At 72.1% G+C, this 25,026-nt stretch carries 21 protein-coding genes; 8 read left to right on the top strand and 13 right to left on the bottom strand.

Going from position 1 to position 25,026, the window contains the following annotated elements; genetic code table 11:
* Window positions 1-81 precede the first annotated feature (81 nt).
* On the bottom strand, window positions 82-1,095 hold the full coding sequence (locus tag K228_RS0101320; protein WP_025616784.1) for a YlbL family protein: 1,014 nt from the start codon (window positions 1,093-1,095) through the stop codon (window positions 82-84).
* Between the two features lie 182 nt (window positions 1,096-1,277).
* Here K228_RS0101320 and K228_RS0101315 point away from each other — a divergent pair, with 182 nt between their 5' ends.
* A complete protein-coding gene (locus K228_RS0101315) occupies window positions 1,278-2,492 on the top strand; it encodes a zinc-dependent metalloprotease (RefSeq protein ID WP_050580922.1) in 1,215 nt (404 codons plus the stop codon).
* A 17-nt stretch (window positions 2,493-2,509) separates the two neighbouring features.
* Here K228_RS0101315 and K228_RS0101310 read toward each other — a convergent pair whose 3' ends face one another.
* Window positions 2,510-3,172 carry a hypothetical protein gene (locus K228_RS0101310; RefSeq protein WP_025616782.1) on the bottom strand — a complete coding sequence of 221 codons (663 nt, stop codon included), beginning with the start codon at window positions 3,170-3,172 and terminating at the stop codon, window positions 2,510-2,512.
* A 29-nt stretch (window positions 3,173-3,201) separates the two neighbouring features.
* Window positions 3,202-3,720, bottom strand: a complete 519-nt coding sequence (locus tag K228_RS0101305) for a M48 metallopeptidase family protein (protein ID WP_018216877.1) — start codon at window positions 3,718-3,720, stop codon at window positions 3,202-3,204.
* Between the two features lie 476 nt (window positions 3,721-4,196).
* Between K228_RS0101305 and K228_RS28695 the strand changes: the two genes are divergently transcribed.
* The 3 genes from K228_RS28695 to K228_RS0101290 all read left to right on the top strand — a co-directional run bounded on the left by K228_RS28695 (window position 4,197) and on the right by K228_RS0101290 (window position 7,077).
* Window positions 4,197-4,364, top strand: a complete 168-nt coding sequence (locus K228_RS28695) for a DUF5679 domain-containing protein (protein ID WP_012014940.1) — start codon at window positions 4,197-4,199, stop codon at window positions 4,362-4,364.
* Between the two features lie 180 nt (window positions 4,365-4,544).
* Window positions 4,545-5,597 carry a thiamine biosynthesis protein ThiF gene (locus K228_RS0101295; protein ID WP_025616781.1) on the top strand — a complete coding sequence of 351 codons (1,053 nt, stop codon included), beginning with the start codon at window positions 4,545-4,547 and terminating at the stop codon, window positions 5,595-5,597.
* A 133-nt stretch (window positions 5,598-5,730) separates the two neighbouring features.
* Window positions 5,731-7,077 (top strand): ABC1 kinase family protein, encoded by a 1,347-nt coding sequence (locus K228_RS0101290; protein WP_025616780.1) that lies wholly within the window; start codon window positions 5,731-5,733, stop codon window positions 7,075-7,077.
* Window positions 7,078-7,416: 339 nt separating this feature from the next.
* On the opposite strand, the gene K228_RS0101285 is transcribed toward K228_RS0101290, so the two are convergent.
* The 3 genes from K228_RS0101285 to K228_RS0101275 all read right to left on the bottom strand — a co-directional run bounded on the left by K228_RS0101285 (window position 7,417) and on the right by K228_RS0101275 (window position 10,444).
* Window positions 7,417-7,779 carry a WhiB family transcriptional regulator gene (locus tag K228_RS0101285; RefSeq protein ID WP_025616779.1) on the bottom strand — a complete coding sequence of 121 codons (363 nt, stop codon included), beginning with the start codon at window positions 7,777-7,779 and terminating at the stop codon, window positions 7,417-7,419.
* 129 nt (window positions 7,780-7,908) lie between these two features.
* Window positions 7,909-8,163, bottom strand: coding sequence for a hypothetical protein (locus K228_RS0101280; RefSeq protein ID WP_025616778.1), 255 nt, complete (start codon window positions 8,161-8,163; stop codon window positions 7,909-7,911).
* Window positions 8,164-8,284: 121 nt separating this feature from the next.
* The gene (locus tag K228_RS0101275) at window positions 8,285-10,444 is read right to left on the bottom strand and encodes an ATP-dependent DNA helicase UvrD2 (protein ID WP_025616777.1); all 2,160 of its coding nucleotides are present in this window, start codon (window positions 10,442-10,444) and stop codon (window positions 8,285-8,287) included.
* An 82-nt stretch (window positions 10,445-10,526) separates the two neighbouring features.
* Here K228_RS0101275 and K228_RS0101270 point away from each other — a divergent pair, with 82 nt between their 5' ends.
* On the top strand, window positions 10,527-10,769 hold the full coding sequence (locus tag K228_RS0101270) for a mycoredoxin (RefSeq protein WP_025616776.1): 243 nt from the start codon (window positions 10,527-10,529) through the stop codon (window positions 10,767-10,769).
* On the opposite strand, the gene K228_RS0101265 is transcribed toward K228_RS0101270, so the two are convergent.
* A complete protein-coding gene (locus K228_RS0101265) occupies window positions 10,738-12,078 on the bottom strand; it encodes an MFS transporter (protein WP_025616775.1) in 1,341 nt (446 codons plus the stop codon). The two genes, K228_RS0101270 and K228_RS0101265, sit on opposite strands and share 32 nt — an antisense overlap.
* 159 nt (window positions 12,079-12,237) lie before the next feature.
* Between K228_RS0101265 and K228_RS0101260 the strand changes: the two genes are divergently transcribed.
* The 3 genes from K228_RS0101260 to K228_RS0101250 all read left to right on the top strand — a co-directional run bounded on the left by K228_RS0101260 (window position 12,238) and on the right by K228_RS0101250 (window position 14,031).
* Window positions 12,238-13,218, top strand: a complete 981-nt coding sequence (locus K228_RS0101260; protein ID WP_025616774.1) for a helix-turn-helix domain-containing protein — start codon at window positions 12,238-12,240, stop codon at window positions 13,216-13,218.
* A gap of 71 nt (window positions 13,219-13,289) precedes the next feature.
* Window positions 13,290-13,517: a DUF397 domain-containing protein gene (locus K228_RS0101255; protein WP_025616773.1), complete on the top strand. Its 228-nt coding sequence runs from the start codon at window positions 13,290-13,292 to the stop codon at window positions 13,515-13,517.
* Window positions 13,518-13,755: 238 nt separating this feature from the next.
* The gene (locus tag K228_RS0101250) at window positions 13,756-14,031 is read left to right on the top strand and encodes a hypothetical protein (RefSeq protein ID WP_025616772.1); all 276 of its coding nucleotides are present in this window, start codon (window positions 13,756-13,758) and stop codon (window positions 14,029-14,031) included.
* 156 nt (window positions 14,032-14,187) lie between these two features.
* Here K228_RS0101250 and nudC read toward each other — a convergent pair whose 3' ends face one another.
* The 6 genes from nudC to K228_RS0101220 all read right to left on the bottom strand — a co-directional run bounded on the left by nudC (window position 14,188) and on the right by K228_RS0101220 (window position 24,995).
* Complete coding sequence (gene nudC, locus K228_RS0101245) at window positions 14,188-15,135, bottom strand: NAD(+) diphosphatase (RefSeq protein WP_025616771.1); 948 nt, start codon at window positions 15,133-15,135, stop codon at window positions 14,188-14,190.
* On the bottom strand, window positions 15,132-16,475 hold the full coding sequence (locus K228_RS0101240; RefSeq protein ID WP_025616770.1) for a M16 family metallopeptidase: 1,344 nt from the start codon (window positions 16,473-16,475) through the stop codon (window positions 15,132-15,134). The genes nudC and K228_RS0101240 overlap by 4 nt, the downstream gene beginning before the upstream one ends.
* Window positions 16,472-17,785, bottom strand: a complete 1,314-nt coding sequence (locus K228_RS0101235) for a M16 family metallopeptidase (protein ID WP_025616769.1) — start codon at window positions 17,783-17,785, stop codon at window positions 16,472-16,474. Before K228_RS0101235 ends, K228_RS0101240 begins: the two co-directional genes overlap by 4 nt.
* 51 nt (window positions 17,786-17,836) lie before the next feature.
* Window positions 17,837-18,019: a hypothetical protein gene (locus tag K228_RS0101230; RefSeq protein ID WP_025616768.1), complete on the bottom strand. Its 183-nt coding sequence runs from the start codon at window positions 18,017-18,019 to the stop codon at window positions 17,837-17,839.
* A gap of 113 nt (window positions 18,020-18,132) precedes the next feature.
* Window positions 18,133-21,564, bottom strand: coding sequence for an ATP-dependent helicase (locus K228_RS0101225; protein ID WP_025616767.1), 3,432 nt, complete (start codon window positions 21,562-21,564; stop codon window positions 18,133-18,135).
* Window positions 21,561-24,995 carry an ATP-dependent helicase gene (locus tag K228_RS0101220; protein ID WP_025616766.1) on the bottom strand — a complete coding sequence of 1,145 codons (3,435 nt, stop codon included), beginning with the start codon at window positions 24,993-24,995 and terminating at the stop codon, window positions 21,561-21,563. The genes K228_RS0101225 and K228_RS0101220 overlap by 4 nt, the downstream gene beginning before the upstream one ends.
* Between the last annotated feature and the right edge of the window lie 31 nt (window positions 24,996-25,026).

Genomic DNA, 25,026 nt, shown 5'->3' with positions numbered 1-25,026 from the left:
GATCGGCTCCGACCAGGCCACCAGAGTACGGGGTCTTCCCAAACCTGTCGTCCGCGGTCATGCCGAGTGCCGGCGGTTGGCTCAGCAGCGGGTCGGCTCGCCCCCTGTTCGCAGCTCCCCAAGAGCGGTCAACGCATCGTCCAGCGTCGCCACCTTGAGCAGCGGAAGGTCGGGCTGGGGACTGCGGACCGCCTCGGCGCAGTTCTCCGCCGGGACCAGGAAGGCGGTAGCGCCGGCCTCCTTGGCGCCGACCAGCTTCTGGGGGATGCCGCCGATCGGGCCGACCCGACCCGCGTCATCGATCGTGCCGGTGCCCGCGACGATCTGCCCACCGGTCAGATCGTCCGGGGTCAGCTTGTCGATGATGCCAAGGGCAAACATGAGCCCGGCGCTCGGACCACCGATGTCCGCCAGGTCGATTGTCAGCGTGAACGGGTGCGGTTGCCGCTGCTCGATCCCGATCCCGATCCGGGGCCTGCCGTCCCGCTCCTGAGTCGTGATCCGCGCAGTCCCGGGGGTCGCGTCGCGGGTGTAGCCGATCTCCAGGACGGTGCCGACCGGCTCGGCCTGGATCAGCTCGGTAAGCCGGATGGCCACCGGGACCGGCTCTCCGTTGACGGAGGTCACCACGTCGCCGGGACGGAGCAGACCGGCCGAGGGCCCATCCTCGGCCACCGTCTTGACCTCCACCGTCACCGGGAATCCGAGCTCGCGCAGCGCGACCGTCTCCGCGCTGGACTGGGAGGCCTCGAAGTCCTCCGCATTGCGTTCCTCGACCTCCTCACGGCTCTCTCCCGGCGGGTACACCAGTTCCCGCGGCACCACCGCCTCGTCGTCGGAGAACCAGCCCTGGATCGCCCCACGCAGCTTGACCGAGGGCTGCACCCCCACCGTGGTCAACCGCAGCTCCCCCGCCGAGGTGAAGGTCTCCCGGTCCTTGACCTGAATGACCTCCTTGCCGTCATCGGTGCCCAGCGTGTTGACGGTGGGGCCGGGCCCCAGCACCACGTACGGAATGGGCGCCGCGAGCACGCCGATGCCAAGCAGGGCAACAAAGATGGCACCGAGCAGGACGGTCATGCCGCGACGTCTCATGCGGCAGAGCGTACCGACCGAGTGCGCTCGCCCCCGCGGACCTGCCAGGACTTCACCGTTGACGCGACGCCAGCCGACGCGACCTGGGGCGCGGCGCGCGTACCGTAGACCCCGTGCCTGATATTCCGTTCGGTTTCGCGCTCCCCGGTGGCCAGCCACCAGACCCCAACGACCCCGCGCAGATGCAGCAGTTCATGTCCCAGCTGCAGCACCTGCTCGCCGCGCCCGGCAGTGGACCGGTGAACTGGGACCTGGCCCGCCAGGTGGCGGCGAGCCAGCTCAGCGCCGGGGGTGATCCGGCTGTCTCGCCGTACGAGCGCAACGCGGTGGAGGAGGCGCTGCGTCTGGCCGACCTCTGGTTGGAGTCGGGCTCGGCGCTCCCGTCGGGCATCCGCGCCTCGGTGGCGTGGAACCGGAATGAGTGGATCTACAAAACCCTCGACGTCTGGCGCAAGTTGTGTGACCCGGTGGCCAGCCGGATGGTCGGCGCCATGGGTGACCTGGTGCCGCCGGAGGCGCGGGCCCAACTCGGCCCGATGCAGTCGATGGTGGCCACCCTCGGCGGGGCCCTCTTCGGGGGCCAGCTGGGCCAGGCCCTCGGCTCGCTCGCCGCCGAGGTGCTCTCCGCCGGCGACATCGGGCTGCCGCTCGGCCCGGCCGGCACGGCGGCGCTCGTCCCGGCCAACATCCGGGACTACGGTGCCGGGCTGGAACTTCCCGAGGACGAGGTACGCCTCTACGTGGCCCTGCGCGAGGCCGCTCACCAGCGCCTCTTCGAGCATGTTCCATGGCTGCGCGGACACGTGCTCAACGCGGTGGAGATGTACGCCTCCGGCATCCGGGTCAACCGCGAGGCGATTGAGGAGGCGATGGGCCGCGTTGACCCGACCGACCCGGAGTCGATGCAGGCGATCGCGCTGGAGGGGATCTTCACCCCGGAGGACAATCCAGCCCAGAAGGCATCGCTGGCCCGGCTGGAGACGGCCCTCGCGCTCGTCGAGGGCTGGGTCTGCCACGTGGTCGACAGCGCGGCCGGGGAGCGGCTGCCCAACGTCGTCCGACTCGGGGAGGCGTTCCGGCGGCGGCGGGCCGCCGGGGGTCCGGCCGAGCAGACCTTCGCCGCCCTGGTCGGCCTGGAGCTTCGGCCGCGGCGGCTGCGCGAGGCGGCGGCGCTCTGGGCGGCCCTCACCGAGCACCGGGGCATCGCCGGGCGGGATGCGCTCTGGGGCCACCCCGACCTGCTGCCCTCCGACGACGACTTCGCCGACCCGGTTGCCTTCGCTCAGTCCCGACTCGATGTTGACGAGTTGGAGAGCTTCGACTTCAGCGCGCCGGGCGGCCCGCCGGAGAAGGCCCCCGGCGAGCCCGACGGAGAGGACCCACCCACCGTCAGCTGACTCCGGCCCCGCCGGGGTCAGCCGAGGATGCCGGCGCCGGCAAGCAGGGTGCGGGTGGCGTCCCAACCGGCCAGGGCGGGGTCGAGTCGGGCCAGGTCGGCCGGGCCACGCAGCCGGTGCCACCCCGCGGTGACGGCGAGTTCCCCGGGGCGAGGTGCCGCCGCGCGCACCGCAGCCGGCACCGCCCGATCCAGGTCCAGCGCCGGTAGCCACTCCGGTTGGGGCATGCGGGCCGCCGCACCGAGCAGGCCGGTGTCGGCACCGGCGACCGGGGCCACCGCCAGCGGTCGGGTGGTCAGCGGCCGGAGTAGCTTGCCGATGGTCAACCCCGGCAGGTCCGGGGCGTCCCCGGCGACAACCGCCACCTGGTCGTAGCCGTGCCCGGCCTCGGCACGGTTGACGCTGGCCGGCTGGCTCGGCTGGGCGGTCCGCCCGCAGCTGGCGAGGACGGCGCCGACGGTGGGCCGCGGGACCTGGTAGACGGTGGTGCCGGGCCAGACCACGGCGTCGGCCAGCCACTGGTCGGCCTCGGTCACCGCAACTGCGGTCTCGACCTCGTTCAGCGTGGCGAGGACGTCAACCACATCCTCGGCGAGCGCCGTCCGCCAGTCAGTCGGGTCGATCTCTGGCGGCGTCCAGGTGACCGGCGCGAGCAGGGCAACCACCAACCGTCGTACCACGCACCGACCCTACGCCCCGCCGGCGGAGATCAGGAGGAGGAGACCGCTGCGACGCCCTCCAGGTAGCCGCGGGCCCGCTCGGTCTTCGGGTACCGGCCCACAAGCTGCCAGAAGCGGGCGTTGTGGCTCGGGACGATGAGGTGGGCCAGTTCGTGCAACAGGACATAGTCGATCACCCAGTCCGGCATGTCCTGCAGCCGGTGGGAGATGCGAATGGTCCGATCGGCTGGGGTGCAGGAGCCCCAACGCCCGGTCTGATTGGTCACCCAACGGACGCTTGCCGGAATCGCGTCGCGGCCATGGTCGGCCAGGTAGAGGGCGATCAGTCGAGTGGCACGGGCGAGTAGTTCGTCGTCGGACCGGACCAGCCGGCCCTCCCGGGCGGCGAGCCGGGCAAGCATTCGGTCCACCCACTCGCTCTCCTCAGCTCGGGAGAACTGGTCTGGGATCAGGACGACAACCCGCTCGCCGTCGCGGTACGCGGACACCGTTCGCCGGCGGCGCTGGCTGCGCCGTACCTCGACCACCGGCTTCCGCGGCGCTGCCATCAGCCGACCGCGCCGCCTCGGATTCCTGCCACGAAGAAAAGTTACTTCGTGGTGACCAGGGGTCCGCAAGGGTCAACCCGCGACACGCGCCCGAAAAATAAGTGTTGGTCGCCAGGAGTCCCGAAAATTTCTCTGCGTTAGGGTGCTCGGGAATAGCCCGAAGGCAGACCAACGCCAGGTGATCACGTTACCTCCCGTCACCTGCGGGCACCCTGCGCCGTTTTTCAGGGCATCCGTCCGGCGTGTCCCCACCAAACTCACTTATCCAAGCTAATTCGCCGTGCACACTCTCGTCGTCAACTTGCTCACAGTGTCGATGAGGAGTTGACATGGAACCCCCCAGACCTGGGTAGGGTCCGCGGACCGGTGGTCACGCCTGTGACCACGACGGAAGGCCTAGCGCCGGTGCCCTCGTGGCCCGCCGCTGGAACCCCGCCGGATGAGCGTTCGCCGGCGGACGAGACGAGGAGGCACCCGTGGCCGACCAGGCCCAGACTTACAACGGTTACTGCGTCAAGTGCAAGGAGAAGCGGGACTTCGAGGGGCGCGTAGAGGTTTCCAAGACCGGGATGAACATGGCCAAGGGCAAGTGTCCGGTGTGCGGCACAACAGTGAACCGCATTCTGGGTAAAGCGAAGGTCTAACGCCTTTCCGGGTGGTGGAAGGGGCGACCCTTCCACCACCCAGCCAATGTCGGCTGCCGGACAGGCGCGGCCGAGACCTGTGGAGAACCAGCCACTTCCTGTGGAAAACCCTGGGTCCAACTCCGCATACCTGTGGACAACGTTCGACGGAAAGCTCTGACGCGAGCACTATTCGTGCCCATGAACCTTACCGCCCTGCCCCGGCCCACCCTGCTGCCCGGCCTCACCCGACTCTGGCGGGACCGACACACGCTGCAACTGGGCGTCGATCCGAGCCGAGCCGTCCTGCTGGAGTTGGCCAACCCCCGTACCGCCCGACTCCTCGACCTGCTCGACGGCGCGCACAGCGAGCGGCACGTCCTGGAACAGGCCAACCGAATCGAGGTGGGGCGGGAGGCGGCCCGCACCCTGCTCGAGGCGCTCCGCACCGCCGGCCTGGTCGTACCCGCTCACACCCTCCTACCCCGCGACCTGACCGGGCCGCCCCGAACCCGCCTCGCCGCCGAGGCCGGCGCCCTCGCCCTGGCCAACCAACGAACAACCGGCACGCCCGCACAGGTACTGCGCCGCCGCCAGACGGCACGGGTGCTGGTAACCGGCGCCGGTCGCCTCGGCGCTCCCGTCGCCGTCGCCCTGGCCCAGGCCGGGGTCGGGCACGTACAACCACGCCTGGCCGGCCCGGTCGCGCCGGCGGACCTCGTCGGCACCGGAATCCCCACCGCAGACCTCGGCCAGCCGCTCGCCAGCGCGGTCCGGGAGGCCCTCGGCCGCACCGCCACCGGCACCGCCACCAACCGGCTCCGACCCGGCCGGATCGACCTCGTGATTCAGTGCGGTACGGACCGCCCGGCTCCCCTGCTCGCCGCCGCCCACCACCAACGCCGGCAGGTACACCTGCTGCTCGACCTCCGGGAGGGGGTGCCGGTCGTCGGCCCGCTGGTCCGGCCACCGATCGGTCCCTGCCTGAACTGCCTCGACCTACATCGAAGGGACCGCGACCCGAGCTGGCCAGCACTCGCCGCCCAGCTTGCCAGCGGCACGCCGGAGTGGGCCTGCGCGACGACAACGCTGCTCGCCGCCGTGGCGTACGCCACCGGCGAAGCCCTGGGCCACCTCGATGGCGGCGTCCCAGCCACCGTCGGCGGCTCCGTCGAGGTCACCGCCGACGGCCGGCAACGTCGCCGGCATTGGGCGCCCCACCCCTCCTGCACCTGCTCCGGCCGCAGAACGTGACCTCGATCCGCGGCTCCCGGTGAGCCCGCAACCCGACCGGATCCGCTGCCGCCCCGGGCGCCCATCCGCCCGAAGGCCAGCCGGCCCGGCCGCACGGCAGCCGCGGGCCCGCCCGGTCGGTCACAATAACCAGGTGACCGAAATCCCGCGCCGGGCCGTCTCCCGGACCGCCAAGCTCGCCGCTCTGCCGCTCGGCTTCGCCGGCCGGACCGTCCTCGGCGTGGGCAAGCGCGTCACCGGGCTCGCCTCTGACGTGATCTCCGCAGAGATCCAGCAACGCACCGCCGAACAGCTCTTCAGCGTCCTCGGGCAGCTCAAAGGCGGCGCGATGAAGTTCGGCCAGGCGCTGTCGGTCTTCGAGGCGGCGCTGCCCGAGGAGATGGCCGCCCCCTACCGACAGGCGCTGACCAAACTCCAGGAGGCCGCGCCCCCGCTGCCCGCCGCCTCCGTCCACCGGGTGCTCGCCGAGCAACTCGGCCCGGACTGGCGGGACCGGTTCGTGGAGTTCGACGACACGCCGGTCGCCGCCGCCAGCATCGGTCAGGTACACCGCGCGCAGTGGCGAGAGCCGGGCTACGACGCGACCGGCGCGCCGAACACCCGCGACGTGGCGATCAAGATTCAGTACCCAGGTGCGGGGGAGGCCCTGCTCACCGACCTCAAACAGCTCTCCCGGCTCGGTGGGATGTTCCGGGCGATCCAGCCGGGGCTGGACATCAAACCACTCCTCGCCGAGCTACGGGAACGAATCACCGAGGAGCTCGACTACGAGCTGGAGGCCGAGTCGCAGCGCGCCTTCGCCACGGCGTACGCGGACGACCCGGAGATCCACATCCCGGCCGTGGTCGCGGCGTCGCCGCGGGTCCTCGTCACCGGGTGGGTCGAGGGAACTCCACTGTCGCAGATCATCCGGGAGGGCTCCGAACAAGAGCGGGACGAGGCAGGCCGGTTGATGGCCACCCTGCACCTCTCCGCGCCGATGCGGGCCGGGCTGCTCCACGCCGACCCGCATCCGGGCAACTTTCGGTTGCTGCCCGACGGCCGGCTTGGGGTGGTCGACTTCGGCGCGGTGGCCCGGCTACCCGAGGGGACACCCGAGCCGATCGGCCGCATCGCCGGACTGGCCTTGCGGGGAGATGCCGAAGAGGTGATGACCGGCTTGAGTGACGAGGGCTTCGTCAGCAACAGTGCGGCGATCGACGGGCCAGCACTGCTGGAGTTCCTCCAACCGATGCTGAAGCCGGTCGCTGCCGAAGAGTTCCGGTTCACCCGGGCCTGGCTACGGGCCGAGGCGGCCCGACTGGCCAGCCCTCGCTCGCCCGCGTACCAGCTCAGCCGAAATCTCAACCTGCCCCCGTCGTACCTGCTGATCCACCGGGTCACGCTCGGCTCGATCGGGGTGCTCTGCCAGTTGGAGGCGAAGGCGCCGTACCGGGGAATCCTGGAGCGCTGGTTGCCCGGCTTCGCCCAGGTCGCCTGATGTGATGACGGGCACGTCCGGGGTAACCGAACGTGCCCGTCGCAGTGATGTTGGCTACGGGCCCGCTCCCCACCCACGAGGGGGGAACGGGCCCGCTGCCTAACCGATTCCCGACTCGCGCGCCGCCCGCCGACGGGCGGCCATGGCGACGGTGCGGGCGGAACGATAAGCCTCAGTGCTCGTGGTGGTACGACCGGCCTGAGGCCGGGGCATTCGAGCCCTCGCCAACACTTCGTTCAGTAATTGCAGTTCGAATTTATTCGATTGCTTGAGCATCCTCGTCAGCTTTCTCGTGGCCGGTGCGAACACCGGCGAAGGGTTGAACGGATCGGGTGGTTGTCAGGCCGCCAGCCGGACCGCGTCGCGCCGGGCCAGTCCACTGGCCTCCAGTCGCGCCTCGGCCTCGACCCGGAGCGTGGCGTCTCGGGCGACATCTTCCTTACGGGGACGGCCTCGTGGCCGCTTACGCGGGACCACCGCGCCACGCTCGAAGATCTCGCCACCCCAGACGCCCCAAGGCTCGGCCCGCTCCACCGCGCCAGCGAGGCACTCGACGCGCAGCGGGCAGTCCCCGCAGAGCGACTTGGCCACCTCAAGCTCGGAGGGCGAGTCAGAGAACCACAGGTCGGGGTCGAACTTCCGGCAGGGCAGGTTCGCCTCCAGCTCGACGCTCAGGTCGAGTGGGGCCAACGCCAGACTCATCGCCCGGTCACCTCTCTCTCACTTCGATCTCTTGGATCGCATTTCCGACATACTTCGGCGGGACAAAAACAAAGGCCGCGGATCCCGGTATGCGGGTTCCGCGGCCTCGAGGTGAGCCGGTGGTCTGTCTCAGACCGGTCTACCTCGAGGTGGAACACCGCGGACGTCCGTGCGCCGCTCGGCGCCATCAACGCCCTTGCCCGTGTAACCACTGGTCCCCTGAGTTCCGAATGGCGCCAGCGCGAGAGTCAGCTCGGCCTGAGTCTCGACCTGGTGCACCTGCGGAACCGACGGTCGCGCAGCGGTGAGGGCCACCTGGACGGCCGGCAGGGGAGCGATGGCAGCAGGCAGCACCATCGGACGCGCATTGCTGTAGATCTCCATTGGGGCCACCTCCCTAACTTTCCTCGTGCCGACCGAATCACGCCCGTGAGCAGCCCGAATGCCGCCGCTCGCGAGGTATGCCCCGAGGCTATGCCGCACCTGGGGGCGAGGGCAAACGAATTTACGGCAAGATTTCAGAAGTTCTCTCCGGGCAGACCTCGTCCACCGTCGCGCCAGCTACCAGGGCCAGCACCGCCTCCCCGTAGAGTCCCAACTTGCGGGCCCCGATTCCGGCGATCGCGGTGAGGTCACGGGGCTGCTGTGGGCGCCGCTCCGCCAACGCGACCAAGGTCGCGTCGGTGAACACCACATAATCCGGTACCCGCTGGCCGCTGGCCACCCGACGCCGCCACTCACCCAGCCGCCCGTGCAGCTCCTGGTCCATATCAGACGGACAGGCGGTGCACCGGCCCAGCTTTCGCTCCGCGCCGGCGAGCAGCGTCGTACCGCAGACCCGGCAGGAGACGATCTGGGTACGCCGACGCTCGGTCCGCCGCACCCCGTTCACGCTGGCCCGCCCACTGGCACCGGATGAGCCCAGCCGGGGTAGGAAGCGACAGGGCCGCCGGGGACGCCCACCCGGCGAGCGGGCTGAGGCGTACGACAGCCACAGCCACTCCCGAGCCCGGGTGATGCCCACGTAGAGCAGCCGGCGCTCCTCCTCCACCTGCTCCGGTGTCTTCGCATAGGTGGTGGGCAGGGTGCCCTCGGCGAGGCCGACCAGGAAGACGGCATCCCACTCCAGCCCCTTCGCCGAGTGCAGGGAGGCGAGGGTCACGCCCTCGACCGTCGGCACGTGCTGGGCGGCGGCGCGCCGGGCCAGCTCGTCGGTGAAGTCGGCCAGCGTGGCCGGCCGCTCGACCGCGGCGGCCGGTCCGATCGACAGCACCGGGGCGCTGGCCGCGTACTCCTCGGCGAGTTGGACCAGGGCGGCGAGGGCCGCCCACCGTTCCCGGGCGGCACCACCGGCTGGCGGTGTGTCCGGCGCCCACCCCACCGCGGCCAACGCCTCGACCACGGCCGCCGGCAGCGGGGTGTCGCCGGGCAGGGAGCGGGTGGCGGCGCGCAGCGCGACCATCGCCTGCCGCACCTCGACGCGCTCGAAGAACCGCTCCGCACCCTGCACCTGGTACGGCACCTCGGCCTCGGTCAACGCCTCCTCGTACGCCTCGGACTGCGCGTTGGCCCGAAACAGCACGGCGATCTCCCGGGCCGGTGTGCCGGCATCCACCAGGGCACGGCAGCGGGCGGCGACGGCGGCAGCCTCGGCCGGCTCGTCGGTGAAGATCCTCAACTCGGGCTCGGGGCCAGCCGGGCGCTGGCCGACCAGCTCCAGCCGAAGCCGCGCCTCAGCGCCTCGGGACGGCGCGATGACCGAGTTGGCCAGCCCGACCACCTGGGGGGTGGAGCGGTAGTCGCGCACCAGGCGGACCACCGTCGCGCCCCGGTGCCGACGGGGGAAGTCGACCAGGTAGGACGAGGTCGCGCCGGTGAACGAGTAGATCGTCTGGCTCGCGTCACCCACCACCGTCAGGTCGTCTCCACCACCGAGCCACGCCTCCAGCAACCGCTGCTGCAGCGGGTTGACGTCCTGGTACTCGTCGACGACGAAGTGCCGGTACTGGGCGCGTACCTGGTCGGCCACGTCCGGGTGCTCTTCGATCCCCCAGATCGCGGCGCGCAGCATGTCCTCGAAATCGATCACTCCGCCGGCACGTTTGGCCTTCTCATATGCGGCGAAGACATCGGCTACCTTCGCCGGCTCGTACGGGGTGTCTCGCAGCGCCCGGGCGGCCGCGACCACGTACTCCCCGGGCTCGACCAAGGACGACTTCGCCCACTCGATCTCGCCCGCGAGGTCCCGGGCACCGGCCCGGTCGGAGCGGATCCCGACCTTCGCCGCGGCGAGGGTGACCAGCCGGACCTTACTGTCCAGCAGCTCGGGCATCGCCCGACCGGCGAGCAGCCGAGGCGCGAAGTAGCGCACCTGACGCAGCGCCGCGGCGTGGAAGGTGCGCGCCTGCACCCCCGGCACCCCGAGCGTGGTGAGTCGGCTGCGCAGCTCGGCGGCGGCCCGCGCGGTGAAGGTGACCGCGAGCAGGTGCCGGGCCAGGATTTCCCCGGTCAACGTCCGGTGCGCGATCCGGGAGGTGACCGCCCGGGTCTTCCCAGTGCCGGCGCCGGCCAGGACGCAGACCGGGCCAGCCGGGGCGGTTACCGCCGCCCGCTGCTCTGGGTCGAGGCCGGCGAGCACCCGGTCAGACGCTGAGTGGGACACCACAGCGAGGAATTGTTCCAGCCGCTCCCAACGTTGGTGCAGTTAGCCTGGCTTGAATCACGACCAACCCCTTGGAGGTCTGCCGATGTTGACGATGTACTCCACGCCTTGGTGCGGCTACTGCCACCGGCTGAAGTCACAGCTGGACCGGGAGGGCATCGGGTACGAGGTGGTCGACATCGAGCAGGAGCCGGCGGCCGCCGAGTTCGTGATGAGCGTCAACGGCGGCAACCAGACCGTGCCGACGCTGCGCTTCGCGGACGGCAGCGCGCTGACCAACCCCACTATTCGGCAGGTCAAGGAGCACCTGTCGGGGATCTCCGCCTGACCGGTACGGGCCCGACGGGTGCCGGCTGGGCCGGCGGGCTCAGCCGGCGCCCACCCCAGAGGTAGCTGCTGGCCAGTAGGGTGACCAGGCCCACCACCACGAAGAGCAGCCGGTAGTCGAAGACGCTGACGAGCAGTGCACCGCCCCCGATCGAGACGGCCCGCGGGCCGCTGACCACCGCATCGGCGCCGGCGGCGACCCGACCGATCAGCGGTGCCGGCGTACGCCGTTGGATCAGCGTGTGCAGGCCGACCATGGTGAGCGGCAGGGACACCCCAGCCAGCAGGAGGGCGGCGCAGCCCAGCCAGAGGTTGGGGTAGGCGAGCGTCAGCGCGGCTGACCCGAACAGCGCCACCCCCACCGCGAGCGCGCCGACCTCTCCCACCCGCCGGATCACGCCGGAGGAGACCAGCCCACCAGCGAGGCCGCCGACCCCCTGCACGGTCACGAGCACACCCACGAACGCCGCGTCGCGGCGAAGCCCGTGGTCAACGTAGGCAAAGATCAGCGACTCGCTGAATCCCATCACCAGCGAACCGAGACCATAGCCGAGCAGCGCCCGGCGCAGCGCCGGCTCGTCGGCCAGGTACCGCAGGCCAGCGCCGAGCTCGGTCGACCAGCGCAACGTGTGGCGCGGTCGCCTTGCCGGGCTGGACGGCTGGGCGGGGCCCGGGGGGCAGCAGCCGCATCGAGCCCCTCCGGCCCGTCGGCCGGGACAGCTACGCCCTGGTCGCGACCGGGGCGGCTCGGTGACCCGGAGCAGGCCCACCAGCACCGCCGCGGCCACGAAGCCGACTATCGCCACGCCGGCCAACAGTCCGCCGCCGACGGCGGTGTAGAGGGCGGCCCCCGCCAGCGGGCCGATCAACCGCAGCCCCTGCCGCACCGTCTGCAGCGCGCCGTTGGCGTCGGCCAGCAACTCTGCCGGCACCAGGTGTCGCAGGAGGCCGCTGAGCCCTGCGCTGAGGGTGATGTACGCCAGGCCGTAGAAGATCGCAACCAGGTAGATGAGCCAGAGGTCGGTACGGTCTTCGACGGCGAACAACGGAGTGAGTAGGGCGGCCGTGACCAGGTTGGCGGCCACGAACAGCGGCCGGCGCGGATACCGGTCAACGATCCAGCCGACCAGTGGTGCCAGCGTCATCGGGGCGATGATCGCGAAGATGGTGGCCCCGGCCAGCCCACTCGACCCGGTCAGTTCCTTGACCCAGATGGCGAGCGCGAGCAGCAGGATCGACTCGGCGGTCATGCTGGCCACCAGGCCACCGAAGAGCAGCCGGAAGTCCGGGCGGCGCAGGACGGTGCGCATCTACCCTCCGTCGGAAGTGGTGCACGGTGTGCCGCCTTTGGTCGAGACACGCCCCCCGCCAGAACCTTCTGCGCCGGCCGCGTCGTTCCATACTGAGGGTTAGGGGCGAATTCAGAGAGTTACCGTCGCATCTACGACGGTCTACGGAAAAGAGGGCACGTGCCTCCAGTCGCACCCAGCCCTATCCTGCGGCGCCGCAGGTTGGGCTCCGAACTGCGTCGGCTGCGCGAGACCACCGGCCTCACCGGGGACCAGGTGGTCGAGCGGGTCGGCTGGGCCTCCGCCTCCAAACTGTCTCGCCTGGAGAATGGTCGTAGCCGGCCGGACCCGCAGGATGTCCGCGCACTGCTCGATCTCTACCGAGTGGACGTGACGCTGCGGGACGAGTTGCTGACCATCACCGGGGAGGCGGGCGACATCCGCGGCTGGCTTCGGAACTACCCGGTCATGACCCCGCAGCAGCGCGGCTTCGCCGAGTTGGAGGCGGGCTGTGTGGAGATCTCGGAGTATCACCCGCTGCTCGTACCGGGGCTACTCCAGACGCCCGGTTACGCCCGCATCCGAATCGCCTCCGCCCGGGATGTCGACGAAGCGGCCGGCGAGCCGGATGGCACCGAGGACATCGAGACCGAGGTGGGCGCCCGGCTGGCCCGTCAGTCGCTGCTTACCCGGGGACCGGACGCACCCCGATACACGGCCGTACTCGAGGAGGCGGCGCTCGGGGGCCGGGCCGGGCCGGCCGACGTGCTCCGGGAGCAGCTCACGCAGCTCTACGAGTTGGCCAAGCTGCCCAACGTCACGCTGCATGTGCTGCCTCGGGACACCCAGGCGAGCGGCTGGTACCTGCCACCGACGGCGTTCTCCCTCTACCGGTTCACCGACCCGCAGGATCCCGAGACTCTGGCGATCGAAAGCGCGTTCTTGAACACCATGTCAACCGAGGCAAAAATCCTAAATCGCTATAAAGTGGTCTTTGAGTGGTTATGCACGGCAGCACTCCCCGCATCGGAGACTCTCTCCTGGCTGAGTCAGGCGAGGGGACAGCCATTCGATGCAGCACCCTCGTCGGCAGCGGCGTTCGGGGCGGCAGCACCGCCGGCCCAGCGTCGCCGGCGCCCCGGGCGATTGACGGAACGCTGATCCACCGGCACCCAGCGTCGGTCCGTGCGGGCACTACTCGTCCATCGGCCGGTTCACACAGGAGTGCAACCATGAACGAGATCCACGACACGCCGACTGCCTTCCCCGACCTGGCGCGGGCGGCGTGGCGAAAGAGCACCCGCAGCCAGACCTCAAACTGCGTCGAGGTAGCACCGATGCCAGCCACGGTGGCCCTCCGGGACAGCAAGGATCGGGGCGGTCCGGTGCTGCTGTTCGCCCCCGGCGAGTGGCGAAACTTCCTGGCCGCGACCAAGGAAGGCCGGCTCGACCGGTTCTGACTCGCAGCTTCGTCGGGGCCGCCGGTGAGTAGGTACACCGGCGGCCCCGCATCGTCTTCGAACGCCGGGTGGCGGTCAGTTCTGGCACCCGGCCCGGGCACCCTCGCCCGACCGGCCACTCTGCCGGCCGATCACGGCATTTCGGTTGCCAGGCCTGCTATGCGGCGTAGCATGACCCGCAGTGACGTGGAACTTCCACTCCGTTCCCGATCGTCGCGGCACACATCCGGAGACCGACATGCGGTTCCTGATCGTTCGCACCGACGTCCGCGCAGCGGCTGACGTGGACCTCACCGCCGCCTGGGCCCACGGGGGCCGGCTGCGCGACGAGACCGTTGCGCCCGAGCCACGCCGGCAGGTCGTCCACGCCGACGACCGCGAAGCCGCACTCCTGCTCGCGCGCGCCCTCGCCGCGGTCGGCGCGGTCCGTGCCGGTCGGCAACGGGTCAAGGTGCTCCCGCTCGACGAACCCCCGTCCGCCTGGCCGAGCTGGCCGGACGACCGCGGTGGCTGAGCGGCTACCCGTCCGTCGGAACCGGACCGGCTCCCCCGCCGCGCTCCTCGCCCCAGCCGGTCTCGACGGCACGGTCCCCGGCCCGTGACCGTCGCGGCAACGGCGGTCGCGGGCCGGGACCACGTTCGGGGTCAACCACCGCCGTCCGGCGGCACCTCAACAGTGGCCGTCGAGCCAGTAGTGCAGCAGGAAGGAGGCGATCGACGATGACGGCGGCAGGACCAGCCGAGCACCCTGGACGTCAACGTTCTCCCCGGCCAGCGCCGCGCTGACCTCGGCCCGGGTGAACCAGCGGGCCGCCGCAATCTCCGCTGGGTCGACCCGCATCGGACGCCGCGGGTCGGCCACCGCCTGGAAGCCCAGCATCAACGAACCGGGGAACGGCCAGGCCTGGCTACCCACGTACGTGATGTCCGTGACCGGGACGTCAACCTCCTCGCGTACCTCACGCAGCACCGCCGCCTCGGCCGACTCCCCGGGCTCCACGTAGCCCGCGATGCAGGAGAAGCGCAGCTCACCCGGCACCCGTGGCCAGGCGGCATTGTTGCCCAACAGGCAGCGCCCGTCCGGACCGGACCCCCCGTCGTGCACCAGGACGATCATCGCCGGATCGGTCCGCGGCCACATCCGCTCCCCCGCCGGGGCGACCCGGGACCAACCGGCCTCATCCATCGTGGTGGCCTGCCCGGTCCGCGGGGAGTACCGGTGCCCACGGTGCCAGTTGAGCAGGGCCAGACCGGTGGTGAGCAGGCCCGCGTCCCGGTCGGTGAGCAGGTGACCGACCTCCAACAGGTGCGCCGCACGGGTGCCGGGGAGCACTGGCAGGGGTGCGTCCACCGTAAACACTGGTACACCGTCGGGCTCGACGCCGAGGAACACCGCCCGCAGGGCCACCCCCTCCGGCACCTCCTCCGAGCCGACCAGCACCAACACCGGCGGCTCCGGTCCGGCCGACACCAACGCCCGCCCCCCGTTGCCGCTGTCCAACACCAGCACCCGGCACCGTCCCCAGGCCTGACCCAGCCAGTCGGGATCGGTACGCCGGTGCGCGGCCCGGTCCAGGGTGGAGCGGGCCAGCGTCGGGGCCGGTCCGCCGTCCGTCACGGAACCGCCGGTTCGGTCACAACCTCGGCAAGCGTCCCCAACTGGCCGGCGACCCGCTGTGCGTCCCCCAGCACGACGGTGACCGCCCGGGCCGGGGCGAGGTACTGGGCTGCCGCGTCGGCGACATCAGCCACCGTCGCCTTCGCCAGCCGAGCCGCGTGTTCGGCCAAGAAGTCCAGGCGCAGGCCGCTGCCCGCGTACGCGCTGGTCAGCGCCGCCAGCCCGGCCTGGGTGGAGATACCGAGTTGGAGCGTGCCGAGAGCATACTGGCGGGCCTGCTCCAGCTCCTCTGCTCCGGGTGCGACGCAGGCCAGCCGACCCAACTCATACTGGGTCTCCAGCAACGCCGCTCCGGTCACGTCGGTGGCCACCTCGGCGGCCGCGAGCAGGACCGACCCGGCGACCGAGTGCTCGACCAGCGAGTGCGGTCCGTACGTGTAGCCCTTCTCCTCGCGAATGTTCTCCACCCAGCGGGACGAGAAGTAACCTCCGAAGATCAGGTTCGCCAGTTGCAGGGCGGCGTGGTCGGGGTCGGTGCGCGGCACCGCCGGCAGCGCCACCCGCAGCGACGACTGCACCGATCCGGGGCGGTCAACGAGGAGCAGCGGCCCCGGCTCCAATGGTGGCGTGGCCGGTAGCTCGACGACCTGACCGGCGCCACTCCAGCCGCCGAGCGCCTGCTCGGCCGCGTCCAACGCCCGTTCCGGCTGGACATCCCCGACCAGCACGAGGACCGCACCCGTCGGATGCACCCGCTCGTCATGCAGCTTCCGCAGCACGCTCGGACGCACCGCGCGGACCTGATCCGGGGTCGGCGTCTGCACCGCGTACGGGTGTCGGCCGTAGATCCGCTTTAGCAGGGCGGTGCGGGCCAGGTGCCCGGGCTGGCACTGGGCCAGCTGGATCCGGTCAACCAGCCGGTCCCGCTCGGTGGCGACCTCGTCGGCCGGGTAGGCCGCCGAGGTCAGCACCCCGGCCAGCAGCTCCAGCATCCGGTCCAGGCCAGTCACCAAGCCCGCGCCGGAGAGCATCAGCCGGTCTGGATCGACCCCGGCGGAGAGTCCACCGCCGACCTTCTGCAACTCGGCGGCGAGCTGCACCCCGGTCAGCGTCGTCGTACCGGAGAGCAGGGTCTGTGCGAGCATCGCGGCCCGGGCCGGGTGCACCCGCCCGAACGGCATCCCGAGCCGCAGCTCGACCAGGGGCACCGCCGGCCGACGGACCGCGATCACGGTAAGACCGTTGCCGAGCGTACGTTCGGCCTGCTTCGGCAGCTTCAGTTCCCGGGTCGGACCGAGCGACGGCAGGATACGCGACGCGGTCGTCATCGCGGCGCTCACTGCTCCGCCCCCGCGAGCACCTCGATGGTGGCCCGGCGCTGTGGGCGCAGGGTGGCGGCGGCGGCGCGGACCGACTCCTCGGTGACCTCGCCGACCAGGCGGGGCAACTCGTTGATCAGGCCGGGCTCGCCACGTTGCTGCTCCAGGACGGCCATCCGTAGGGCCCGGCCGAGCACCGCGTCGGTGTCCCGCAACAGGTGCGTGGCCATCCGGGCCTGGGTACGGGCCAGCTCACCGTCGGCCAGCCCGTCGGTGGCCAGCCGGTCCAGCTCCTCATCCACCGTCTGCAGCACCTTGTCCACGTCACCGTCGGGTGGCAGGTGCGCCTGGAGCAGGAGGGCCGTCGGGTCGCGAACATCGAACGGGTCCCCCATGAAGCCCAGGTAGCCGCCGACGCTGGTGACCAACCTGTCCCGCTGGACCAGCCGTTCGACCAGCCGGGCGGCATCCCCGTCGGTGAGCACCTCGGCGAGCACCGCATACGGGAGGTAGGCGGCGAAGTCGCCGATCGGGTCCGGCACCCGCCATGCCGAGGCGACCGCCGGCAGTGGGGCCAACCGATCGGTGTACGACACCCGCCGCTCGGCGGCCAGGTCCGGCTCGGCGAAGCTTGGCCGGACCTGGGCCGGACGGGCCGGCACGTCGCCGAAGTGCCGCTCAACCAGCTTGACCGCCTCGGCCACGTCGATGTCGCCGCTGACCGCCAGTACCGCGTTACCGCTGGCGTAGTAGTGCCGGAAGAAGTCGGCGGCGTCGGGCACCGTCGCCGACTCGAGGTCGGCAAAGGACCCGTAGCCGTCGTGCGCGTTGGGGAAGGTGTCGAAAAGCACCGGTGGCAGGGTGAGCCAGGGAAACCCGCCGTACGGCCGGTTCAGCACGTTGACCCGAATCTCCTCCTTGACCACGTCGACCTGGTTGCGCAGGTTCTCCTCGGTCAACCGGGGGCCGCGCATCCGGTCCGCCTCAAGGAAGAGAGCCCGTTCGAGGGCGTTGCCCGGCAACGTTTCGTAGTAGTCGGTGTAGTCCAGGTGGGTGGAGCCGTTGAAGGTGCCGCCCGCCCCCTGTACGTGCCGGAAGTGGGCCAGCTTCTCCAGGTTCTCTGAGCCCTGGAACATCAGGTGTTCGAAGAGGTGCGCGAAGCCGGTGCGCCCCTCGGGCTCGGAGCGGATGCCGACGTCATAGACGACTGCCACCCCGATCACCGGGGCGCTGCGGTCCGGGGTGAGCACCACCCGCAGGCCGTTGTCGAGGGTGAATCGCTCGACGGGGTACCTCGTTGCTGGAATCGTCGCTCTACGGGTAGTCGACACGCGTCGACCCTAACCCGTCCGCGCTGATGCACCGATAGCCTCCCGCCGGACTCAGCCCACGGTCGCTGTCGGTTCCGGACTGCGCAGCTCAACCGGGGCCGCCGGCGCGGCCTTGTCCGGCCCGGCGTGCCACGGGCTGAAGACGACGATCAGGGCGAGTATTACCCCGACCACGGCGACCGCCGCAACCAACAGCAGTTCCCTTACCGCGTCCAGGCCACTTTGCCCCGTCATTCATACCCCTCCCACACCGCATGGACGGCGGTGTCATCCCCTCGGACCCAGCCTCACCGGCCCGGCTGCCAGATACAGTCACCATCCAGACCCATCCGACGCTAGTTGCTGACTCAGCCAACGGTGGCCCCCTCGGCCCCACGTTCTTCCGGGACCGCGGCGATCAGCGCGGTGAGGCCCGCCGCGTCCAGCAGGTCCACCGGCCGCACCGTCGCACCGTCGCGGACGTAGTGGAACGCCGCACCCACCTGCGCGACCGGAACTCCCGCCAGCTCCGCCCAGGCCAGTCGATAGACGGCGAGCTGCACCGCTGCCGCGGCGGCGACCGCTCCGGTGGGCTGCCGGCCGGTCTTCCAGTCCACCACGTCGAACCGGTTGCCGGGCCGGCCGAAGACCGCGTCCATCCGGCCCCGGACGACCACCCCGGCGATCACCGTCGCGAACGGCACCTCGACCTCAGCCGGCGTCCGATCCGCCCACTCGCTGGCCAGGAAGCGCTCCTGGAGTTCGGCGAGCGCCTCGTCCGGCGCGGCGTCCGCATCCGCGGCGCCGGGCAACTCGTCCACGTCGAGCAGCCGGCCAGCCCCGAACCGCTGCTCCAGCCAGGTGTGGAAGGCGGTGCCCCGACGGGCGTACGGGTTCGGCTCGGTGGGTAGGGGTCGACGCAGTGACCGGGCCAGGGCCGCCGGATCCCGCCGCAGCGCCACCAGTTGGGTGACCGAGAGCGCGGCGGGCAGCGCGACCTCAATCGGGCCGGTCTGCCGGGTTAGCTCGGCCCGCTCGGCGAGCAGCAGATCGGCCTCCCGGCGCCAACGCGCCGCCTCCGGGTCGTCGCCACCCGGATCGTCCGCGACCAGGTCGTCCACGCCCGGCACCGGGGGGCTGGCCGCAGTCACGCTGCCGGGTCGGGTCGGCACCCCCTCCGTCAGGTAGCGCCGAACCAACGTGGCTGCCTCGGTGAGCACCGGTCGACGGGCTCCCAACGGGTCAGCCGGCCACTCCGCCCGGAGCACCACCTCGGTCGTGGGATTCACCGCGTCCGGGGCGGGCTCCGCGGCCCACTCGTCAACCACCTGCCCAGTGCCCCCGTCCCGGCAGGCCTGATGCAGGTCCCGCAGGAACGCCGAGGGGCCACGCGGGCGCTTGGTGCCCTCCCCCCACCAATGCCCGGAGCAGAGCAACAGCCGGCGGGGACGAGTCACCGCGACGTACGCCAGCCGCCGCTCCTCCCGCTCGTCGTGCGCCCGCCACGCTGCGGTGAAGTCCGCCAGGGCCTGCGCCACCCCGCGCTGCTCCTCCGCCGCGGCCAGCGCCAGCACCGGCAACCCGTCAGCGTCGCCGCGCAGCGGGAACGGCAGCACCCCCAGCCCGCCGAGCCAGTGATCGGAGTTGCGCACCGGCCCCGGCCACACCCCGCGGCTGAGCCCCGCCACCGCCACGATGTCCCACTCCAGGCCCTTGGCCGCGTGCGCGGTGAGAACCTGCACCGCCCCCTCGACCACCTCTACCTCACCGGGAGCGAGCCCGCGCTCCTCGTCCTCCGCCGCCGCCAGGTAGGCCAGGAAGGCCGAGAGGGTGGCGCCCGGCGTCTCCCCGCTGAACCGGGCCGCGACGTCACCGAGCGCGTCCAGGTGCCCCCGGGCCAGCCCCGCATCGCCGGCCCCGTCCCGGCCGGCACGCACCGCCACCTCCACGTCCAGGCCAATCGTCCGCTCGACATCCGCGATCAGGTCTGGCAACGACTGGTCCAGCCGGTAGCGCAGCAGGCCCAACTCCTGGGCGGCGGCGCGGAGCCGGGCATAGCCCTCCGCCGAGTACGCCGGCGCCGGCCCCAGATCGGCCAGGGCCTCCACCAGGGTCGCCTCATCCAGCACATCCGGGACGATCTCCGGCTCGTCATCCGCCGCCAGCTGCCGGCGCGCGGCGGCGATGGCCCGAGCCCGACGGTGCAGGGCCACCAGGTCCCGCGGTCCGATCCGCCACCGGGCACCGGTCAGCAACCGAAGCAGCGCCGCCCCGTCGGTCGGGTCGGCCAGCACCCGCAGGGTGCAGACCACGTCCCGCACCTCCGGCGTGTCCAGCAGGCCACCTAGCCCCACCACGTCGACCGGCAGGCCCCGGGCCCGCAGCGCCGACTCGATCGCCGGAATCTGGCTGCGTAGCCGGACCAGCACCGCGGTGGTGGGGCGCGCCACGACCGGGAGGTGCTCGGGCAACGCGCCGGGCATCCCCGCCGCTCCCTGCCAGGCGCGCAGCAGGCTGTCGGCGATCCAGTTCGCCTCGTCCGCGTAGGTGTCCAACAACGCGCAGTGGACGGTGCCGGCGGCGGCCCCGCGGGGGGTGCGGTGCGGGATCGGTTCCTTGACGCTGAGCGCGGCACGCAGCTCCGGCACCCGGGCACCGGCGGCGCGGAGGGGGGTGGCGAGGGCGTTCGCCACCCCCAAGATCTCTGGTCGGTTGCGCCAGCTGGTGGTCAGGGTGCAGACCTGGGCCGAAGCACCGTCGGCCTGGGCAAACTCGGTGCGGAACCGGTCGAGGGTGCCCGCACTCGCCCCCCGCCAGCCGTAGATCGACTGGCAGGGGTCACCGACCGCGGTCACCGGGTGCCCGCCGCCGAAGAGCGCGTTCAGCAGCACCACCTGGGCGTGGCTGGTGTCCTGATACTCGTCGAGCAGCACCACCCGGTAGCGGTCCCGCTCGATCTCACCGACCACCGGGTGGTCCCGGGCGACCCGGGCCGCCCGGGCCAGCTGGTCGGCGAAGTCCATCGCCTCGAAATCCTCCTTGCGCCGGGCGTACGCCCGGACCAGCGGCAGCAGCTTCAACCGGACCTGCGCAAGGGTGAGCGCCCGACGCACGTCGGCGTAGACGCGGCCGGGGCGGGACTGTACGTCGGCGAAGAACCGCCCGGTCCAGGCCGCCAGGTGGTCCGGCTCGACCAGGTGCTCGTCCAGCTCGCCGGCGAGGGCCAGCACCGCGTCGGTGATCGTGCTCGGCATTCTATCCACTTCGGACATATCGCCGTCGTAGGTGCGCACGATCAGATCGACGAGCTGCCAGCGAGACGCCTCGGTGAGCAGCCGGGTGGCGGGCTCGTACCCGGCGCGCAGCCCGTGCTCGGTCACCACCCGCCCGGCATACGAGTGGTAGGTGGCGACCGTCGGCTCCCCGGACAACGGATCGTCGAGCGGGTGTCGCCCGTTGCGCCCGAGCCGGCGAACGAGCTGACCGAGCCGGGTCCGGATACGGTGCGCCAGCTCCCCGGCGGCCTTACGGGTGAACGTCAGACCGAGTACCTGCTCCGGTTGGACGTACGAATTGGCCACCAGCCAGACCACCCGGGCGGCCATCGTCTCGGTCTTGCCGGAACCAGCGCCCGCGACGACGAGCAACGGCTCCACCGGTGCGGCGATGATCGCCGCCTGTTCCCGGGTGGGCGCCGGCAGTCGCAGCAGCTTCGCCAACTCGACCGGGGTGTACCGGGGCCCGGCGTCGGCCCTACGGGGAGCCGGGGTCGCCGCGCTGAACAGGGTCGGCTGGGTCACGGGCCCTCCGGTGGGCGAGTACTCGGCGGTTCGACGACCTGACGCCCCTGCCCGGACACCGGGCAGCTGGTGCGCACCGGGCAGACCCGACACTTCGAGTTGGCGACCGCGGCGAAGGTGGCGGCGGCCATCGTCTCGGCGGTACGCCGGACCAGGGCGGTCGCCCAGCCGGCCGCCGGCCCCTCACCGGCCGGCGGTTGGGCCTGTTCCCGGGCTTCCTTGGCGCCGGTGCCGAGCTGCACCAGGGATGCCCCCCCGGACTCGGTCCCGAACTCGGCGAACGCGCCCGCCTCGACCGCCGCCTGGTATGCGCCCAGCTGGGGATGATCGGCGAGATCCGCTGCGGTCACCGCGGTCGACTTGCCGGTCTTGAGGTCAACCACCACGAGCCGGCCGTCCGGGTCAACCTCCAGCCGGTCCACCCGGCCGACCAGGTCGACCGGGTGGCGTGGATCGTCCAGTCGGACGGCGAACTCGTGCTCGATGGCGAGCAGCCGACGCGGATTGGTGGCCAGCCAGCGCAGCAGCTTGTCCACCATCGCCTCGGCGCGGGCCTGCTCCGGGCCGACCATCCAACGGGCCGCCAGCTCGATCGCGTCGAACCGGGCCGCCACGTAGTCGAGCAACGCCCGCCGGTCCGAGCTGGCGTTCTCGGCCAGCATCGCGGCGGCGTGCACCAGGTTTCCCACCCCCTGCGCCGCACTGGCCGGTGCGCCACCGCCGTGGCGTTCGAGTAGCCAGCGCAGGCTGCACCGCAGGGCGCTCTCCATCCCGGACGGGGTGACCCGCACCGACTCGCCGTCGGCGACCAACGGCCGTTCATCGGAGAGCGGACGCAACCCCCACCAGTCATCCGGATGCGCCCCGGCGACCCCCTCGGCGGCGAGCCGGGCCAGCTCGGCCGCGGCCGCCCGCCGCCGGAGCACCGGCGCGCTCGGGTCGGTCACCGCGGTGCGCAGCTCCGCCACCAGCGACGCCAGCGTGAGCGCCCGGGGCGGCCGACTGAGCGGCAACGTGGCCGTCCGGGCGTCGTCCGGTCCCGCGTCCCTGTCCGGCCCTGTGCCACCGCCCGGACCCGCACCACCGCCCGGACCCGCACCACCGTCCGGTGGCGGGTCGGCCACGCCGAGTTCGTGCAGGAACCGGCTCGGCTGCTCGTCGTGGTCGTCGCCACCGACGGCGGCGCTGGCGACGGCGCTGACCATCAGCCGGCGTCGCGCCCGGGTCACCGCGACGTGAAAGAGCCGCCGCTCCTCGTCCAGCAGGGCCGAGGTCTGGCTAACGACGGAGACCCGCCGCCCCTCGCCGGCCGAGCGGCCGGCGAGCACGTCCACGAGGCGCTCCGACCCGAGCAGACTGCCCCGCAGCCGCAGGTCCGGCCAGACGCCCTCCTGCACTCCGGCGACGGCGACCAGATCCCACTCCAGCCCCTTCGCGGCGTGCGCGGTGAGCAGCCGGACCGCGTCGCCCCGGTCAGCGGTCGGGGCGATGGTGTCGGCGGGCAGATCCTGCCCGAGCACGTGGTCGAGGAAGACCTCGACCCGCGCCCCGGGCAGCCGGTCGGTGAACCGGGCGGCGGCATCGAAGAGCACCAGCACCGCGTCCAGGTCCCGGTCAGCCGCCTCAGCGCGACGACGCCGGGCGACCTCCCCCTCCCCGGCCGTCGCCGGGGTTCGGGCCAGCGCCGCCGACCATAGCTCGGCGAGGCCACTGGCCCGCCAGACCGCCCAGAGCACCTCCTCGGCGGTGGCACCCGGCCGGGCGGCCGCGTCCCGGGTGACCGCCAGTAGCCCGGCCACCGTCTGCGCCGGCTCCGCCCACCGGCGGTCGATGCCGGCCAGCTCAGCCGGGTCCCGCAGCGCCTCGACGATCAGCTCACCGGAGGGTCGGCGGTCGCCGGCGGCCAGAGCCATGACCCGCAGCCCCTGCCGCAACCGCCGTTCCGCCAGCGGATCCGCGCCGCCCAACGGCGAGTGCAGCAGGGCGACGGCCGCCTCCTCGTCGAGCCGGTCCGGGGCGAGCGCACAGCGCAACAACAGCAGCAGCGGGGCGACCGCCGGTTGCAGGTGCAGCGGCAGGTCCTCGCCGTGCACGACAGTGGGCACCCCGGCGGCGTGCAGGGCGCGCCGCAGCGAGGGCAACGCTCGCCCGGTGGAGCGCACCACCACGGCCATCTCCGACCAGGGCACCCCGTCGAGCAGGTGCGCCGCCCGCAGTGCGTGCGCCAGCCAGGCCGCCTCACTGGCGGCCGAGCGAAATGTATGGACCTCCGCCACGCCCGCCGCCGCGGCGGGTAACGCCCGGGTCCGCCGGTGCGTGGCCGGGCCGCGCAGCCGGCGGGCCAGCCGCGCGTGCGCCGCCAGCAGCCGGGGACCGGCCCGGTACGACGTGCTAAGGACGACCTGCGCGGCCGGCGCCCCGGAGGCGGTCCGGAATCGGTGCGGGAAGGTCACCACACCGCCCGGGTCGGCACCCCGGAAGGCGTACGTGGAGGAGTCGGGATCGGCGAGGACGACCAGCGCCTTGCCGCCCCCCGCCACGGTCGCCAGCAGCTCCTGCTGGGCGGGGTCGGTATCGGCGTACTCGTCCACGTAGACGTGCACCAGCCGGCGCCGCTCCGCGGCCAGCAGCGCCGGATCGTCGAGCAGCATTCCGGTGGCGGCGCGGACCAGCTCGGCCGGGTCGTAGGCGATCGAACCGCGGTTGCCGACATCGCGCAGCGCGAGCACGGCGACGTACTCCCGGAGGAACCGGGCGGCGGCCGGCCAGTCGGCCCGGCCAAGCCGCTCGCCCAACCGAGCCAGCTCCACCGGACCGACGCCGCGCTCGGCGGCGCGCATCAGCAGGTCCCGCAGCTGGGTGGCGAAGGCGCGGGTGCGCAGGGCCGGCCGTAGGTCCTCCGGCCAGCCCACCGGGTCGGCGCCCGGCTCCTCGCCCACCAGGTCCAGCAACTCCCGAATGATCAGATCCTGCTCGGGGCCGGTGAGCAGCCGGGGCGACGGCTCGCCGCGCTCCGCGGCGGCCCGGCGCAACAGCCCGAACGCGTACGCCGGGAAGGTGCGCACCAGTGGCTCCCGCAGCACCCGGTGGCCGGCGCCGGCGATCCGGGCCTCGATGCGCTGGCGCAGGCCGGCGGCTTGTCGGCGACTGAAGGTGAGCACCAGGATGCGCTCGGGATCCACCCCCTCGGCTACCCGCGCGGCGACCGCCTCGACCAGGGTGGCGGTCTTACCGGTGCCCGGCCCACCGAGCACCAGCATCGGCCCGATGGTGTGTCCGACCACCTCCGCCTGCCGGGGGTCGTCGATCCGCCCGCCCAACCGACCGTGCCCGCCCGACGGAGCATGCCCGCCCAACAGAGCATGCTCGCCCGCCGAAGTGGGCGCCTCCACCGGCCCGCCGGACCGGCGCACCAGCCGGTATGCCTGCATCCCCCCATCCCACCAGACCCGGCCGACAGAT

The organism is Salinispora cortesiana, assembly GCF_000484695.1.
Lineage (GTDB): Bacteria > Actinomycetota > Actinomycetes > Mycobacteriales > Micromonosporaceae > Micromonospora > Micromonospora cortesiana.
Note: the sequence above shows the minus strand (reverse complement) of the source record. Positions and strands in the feature narration are given on the sequence as shown.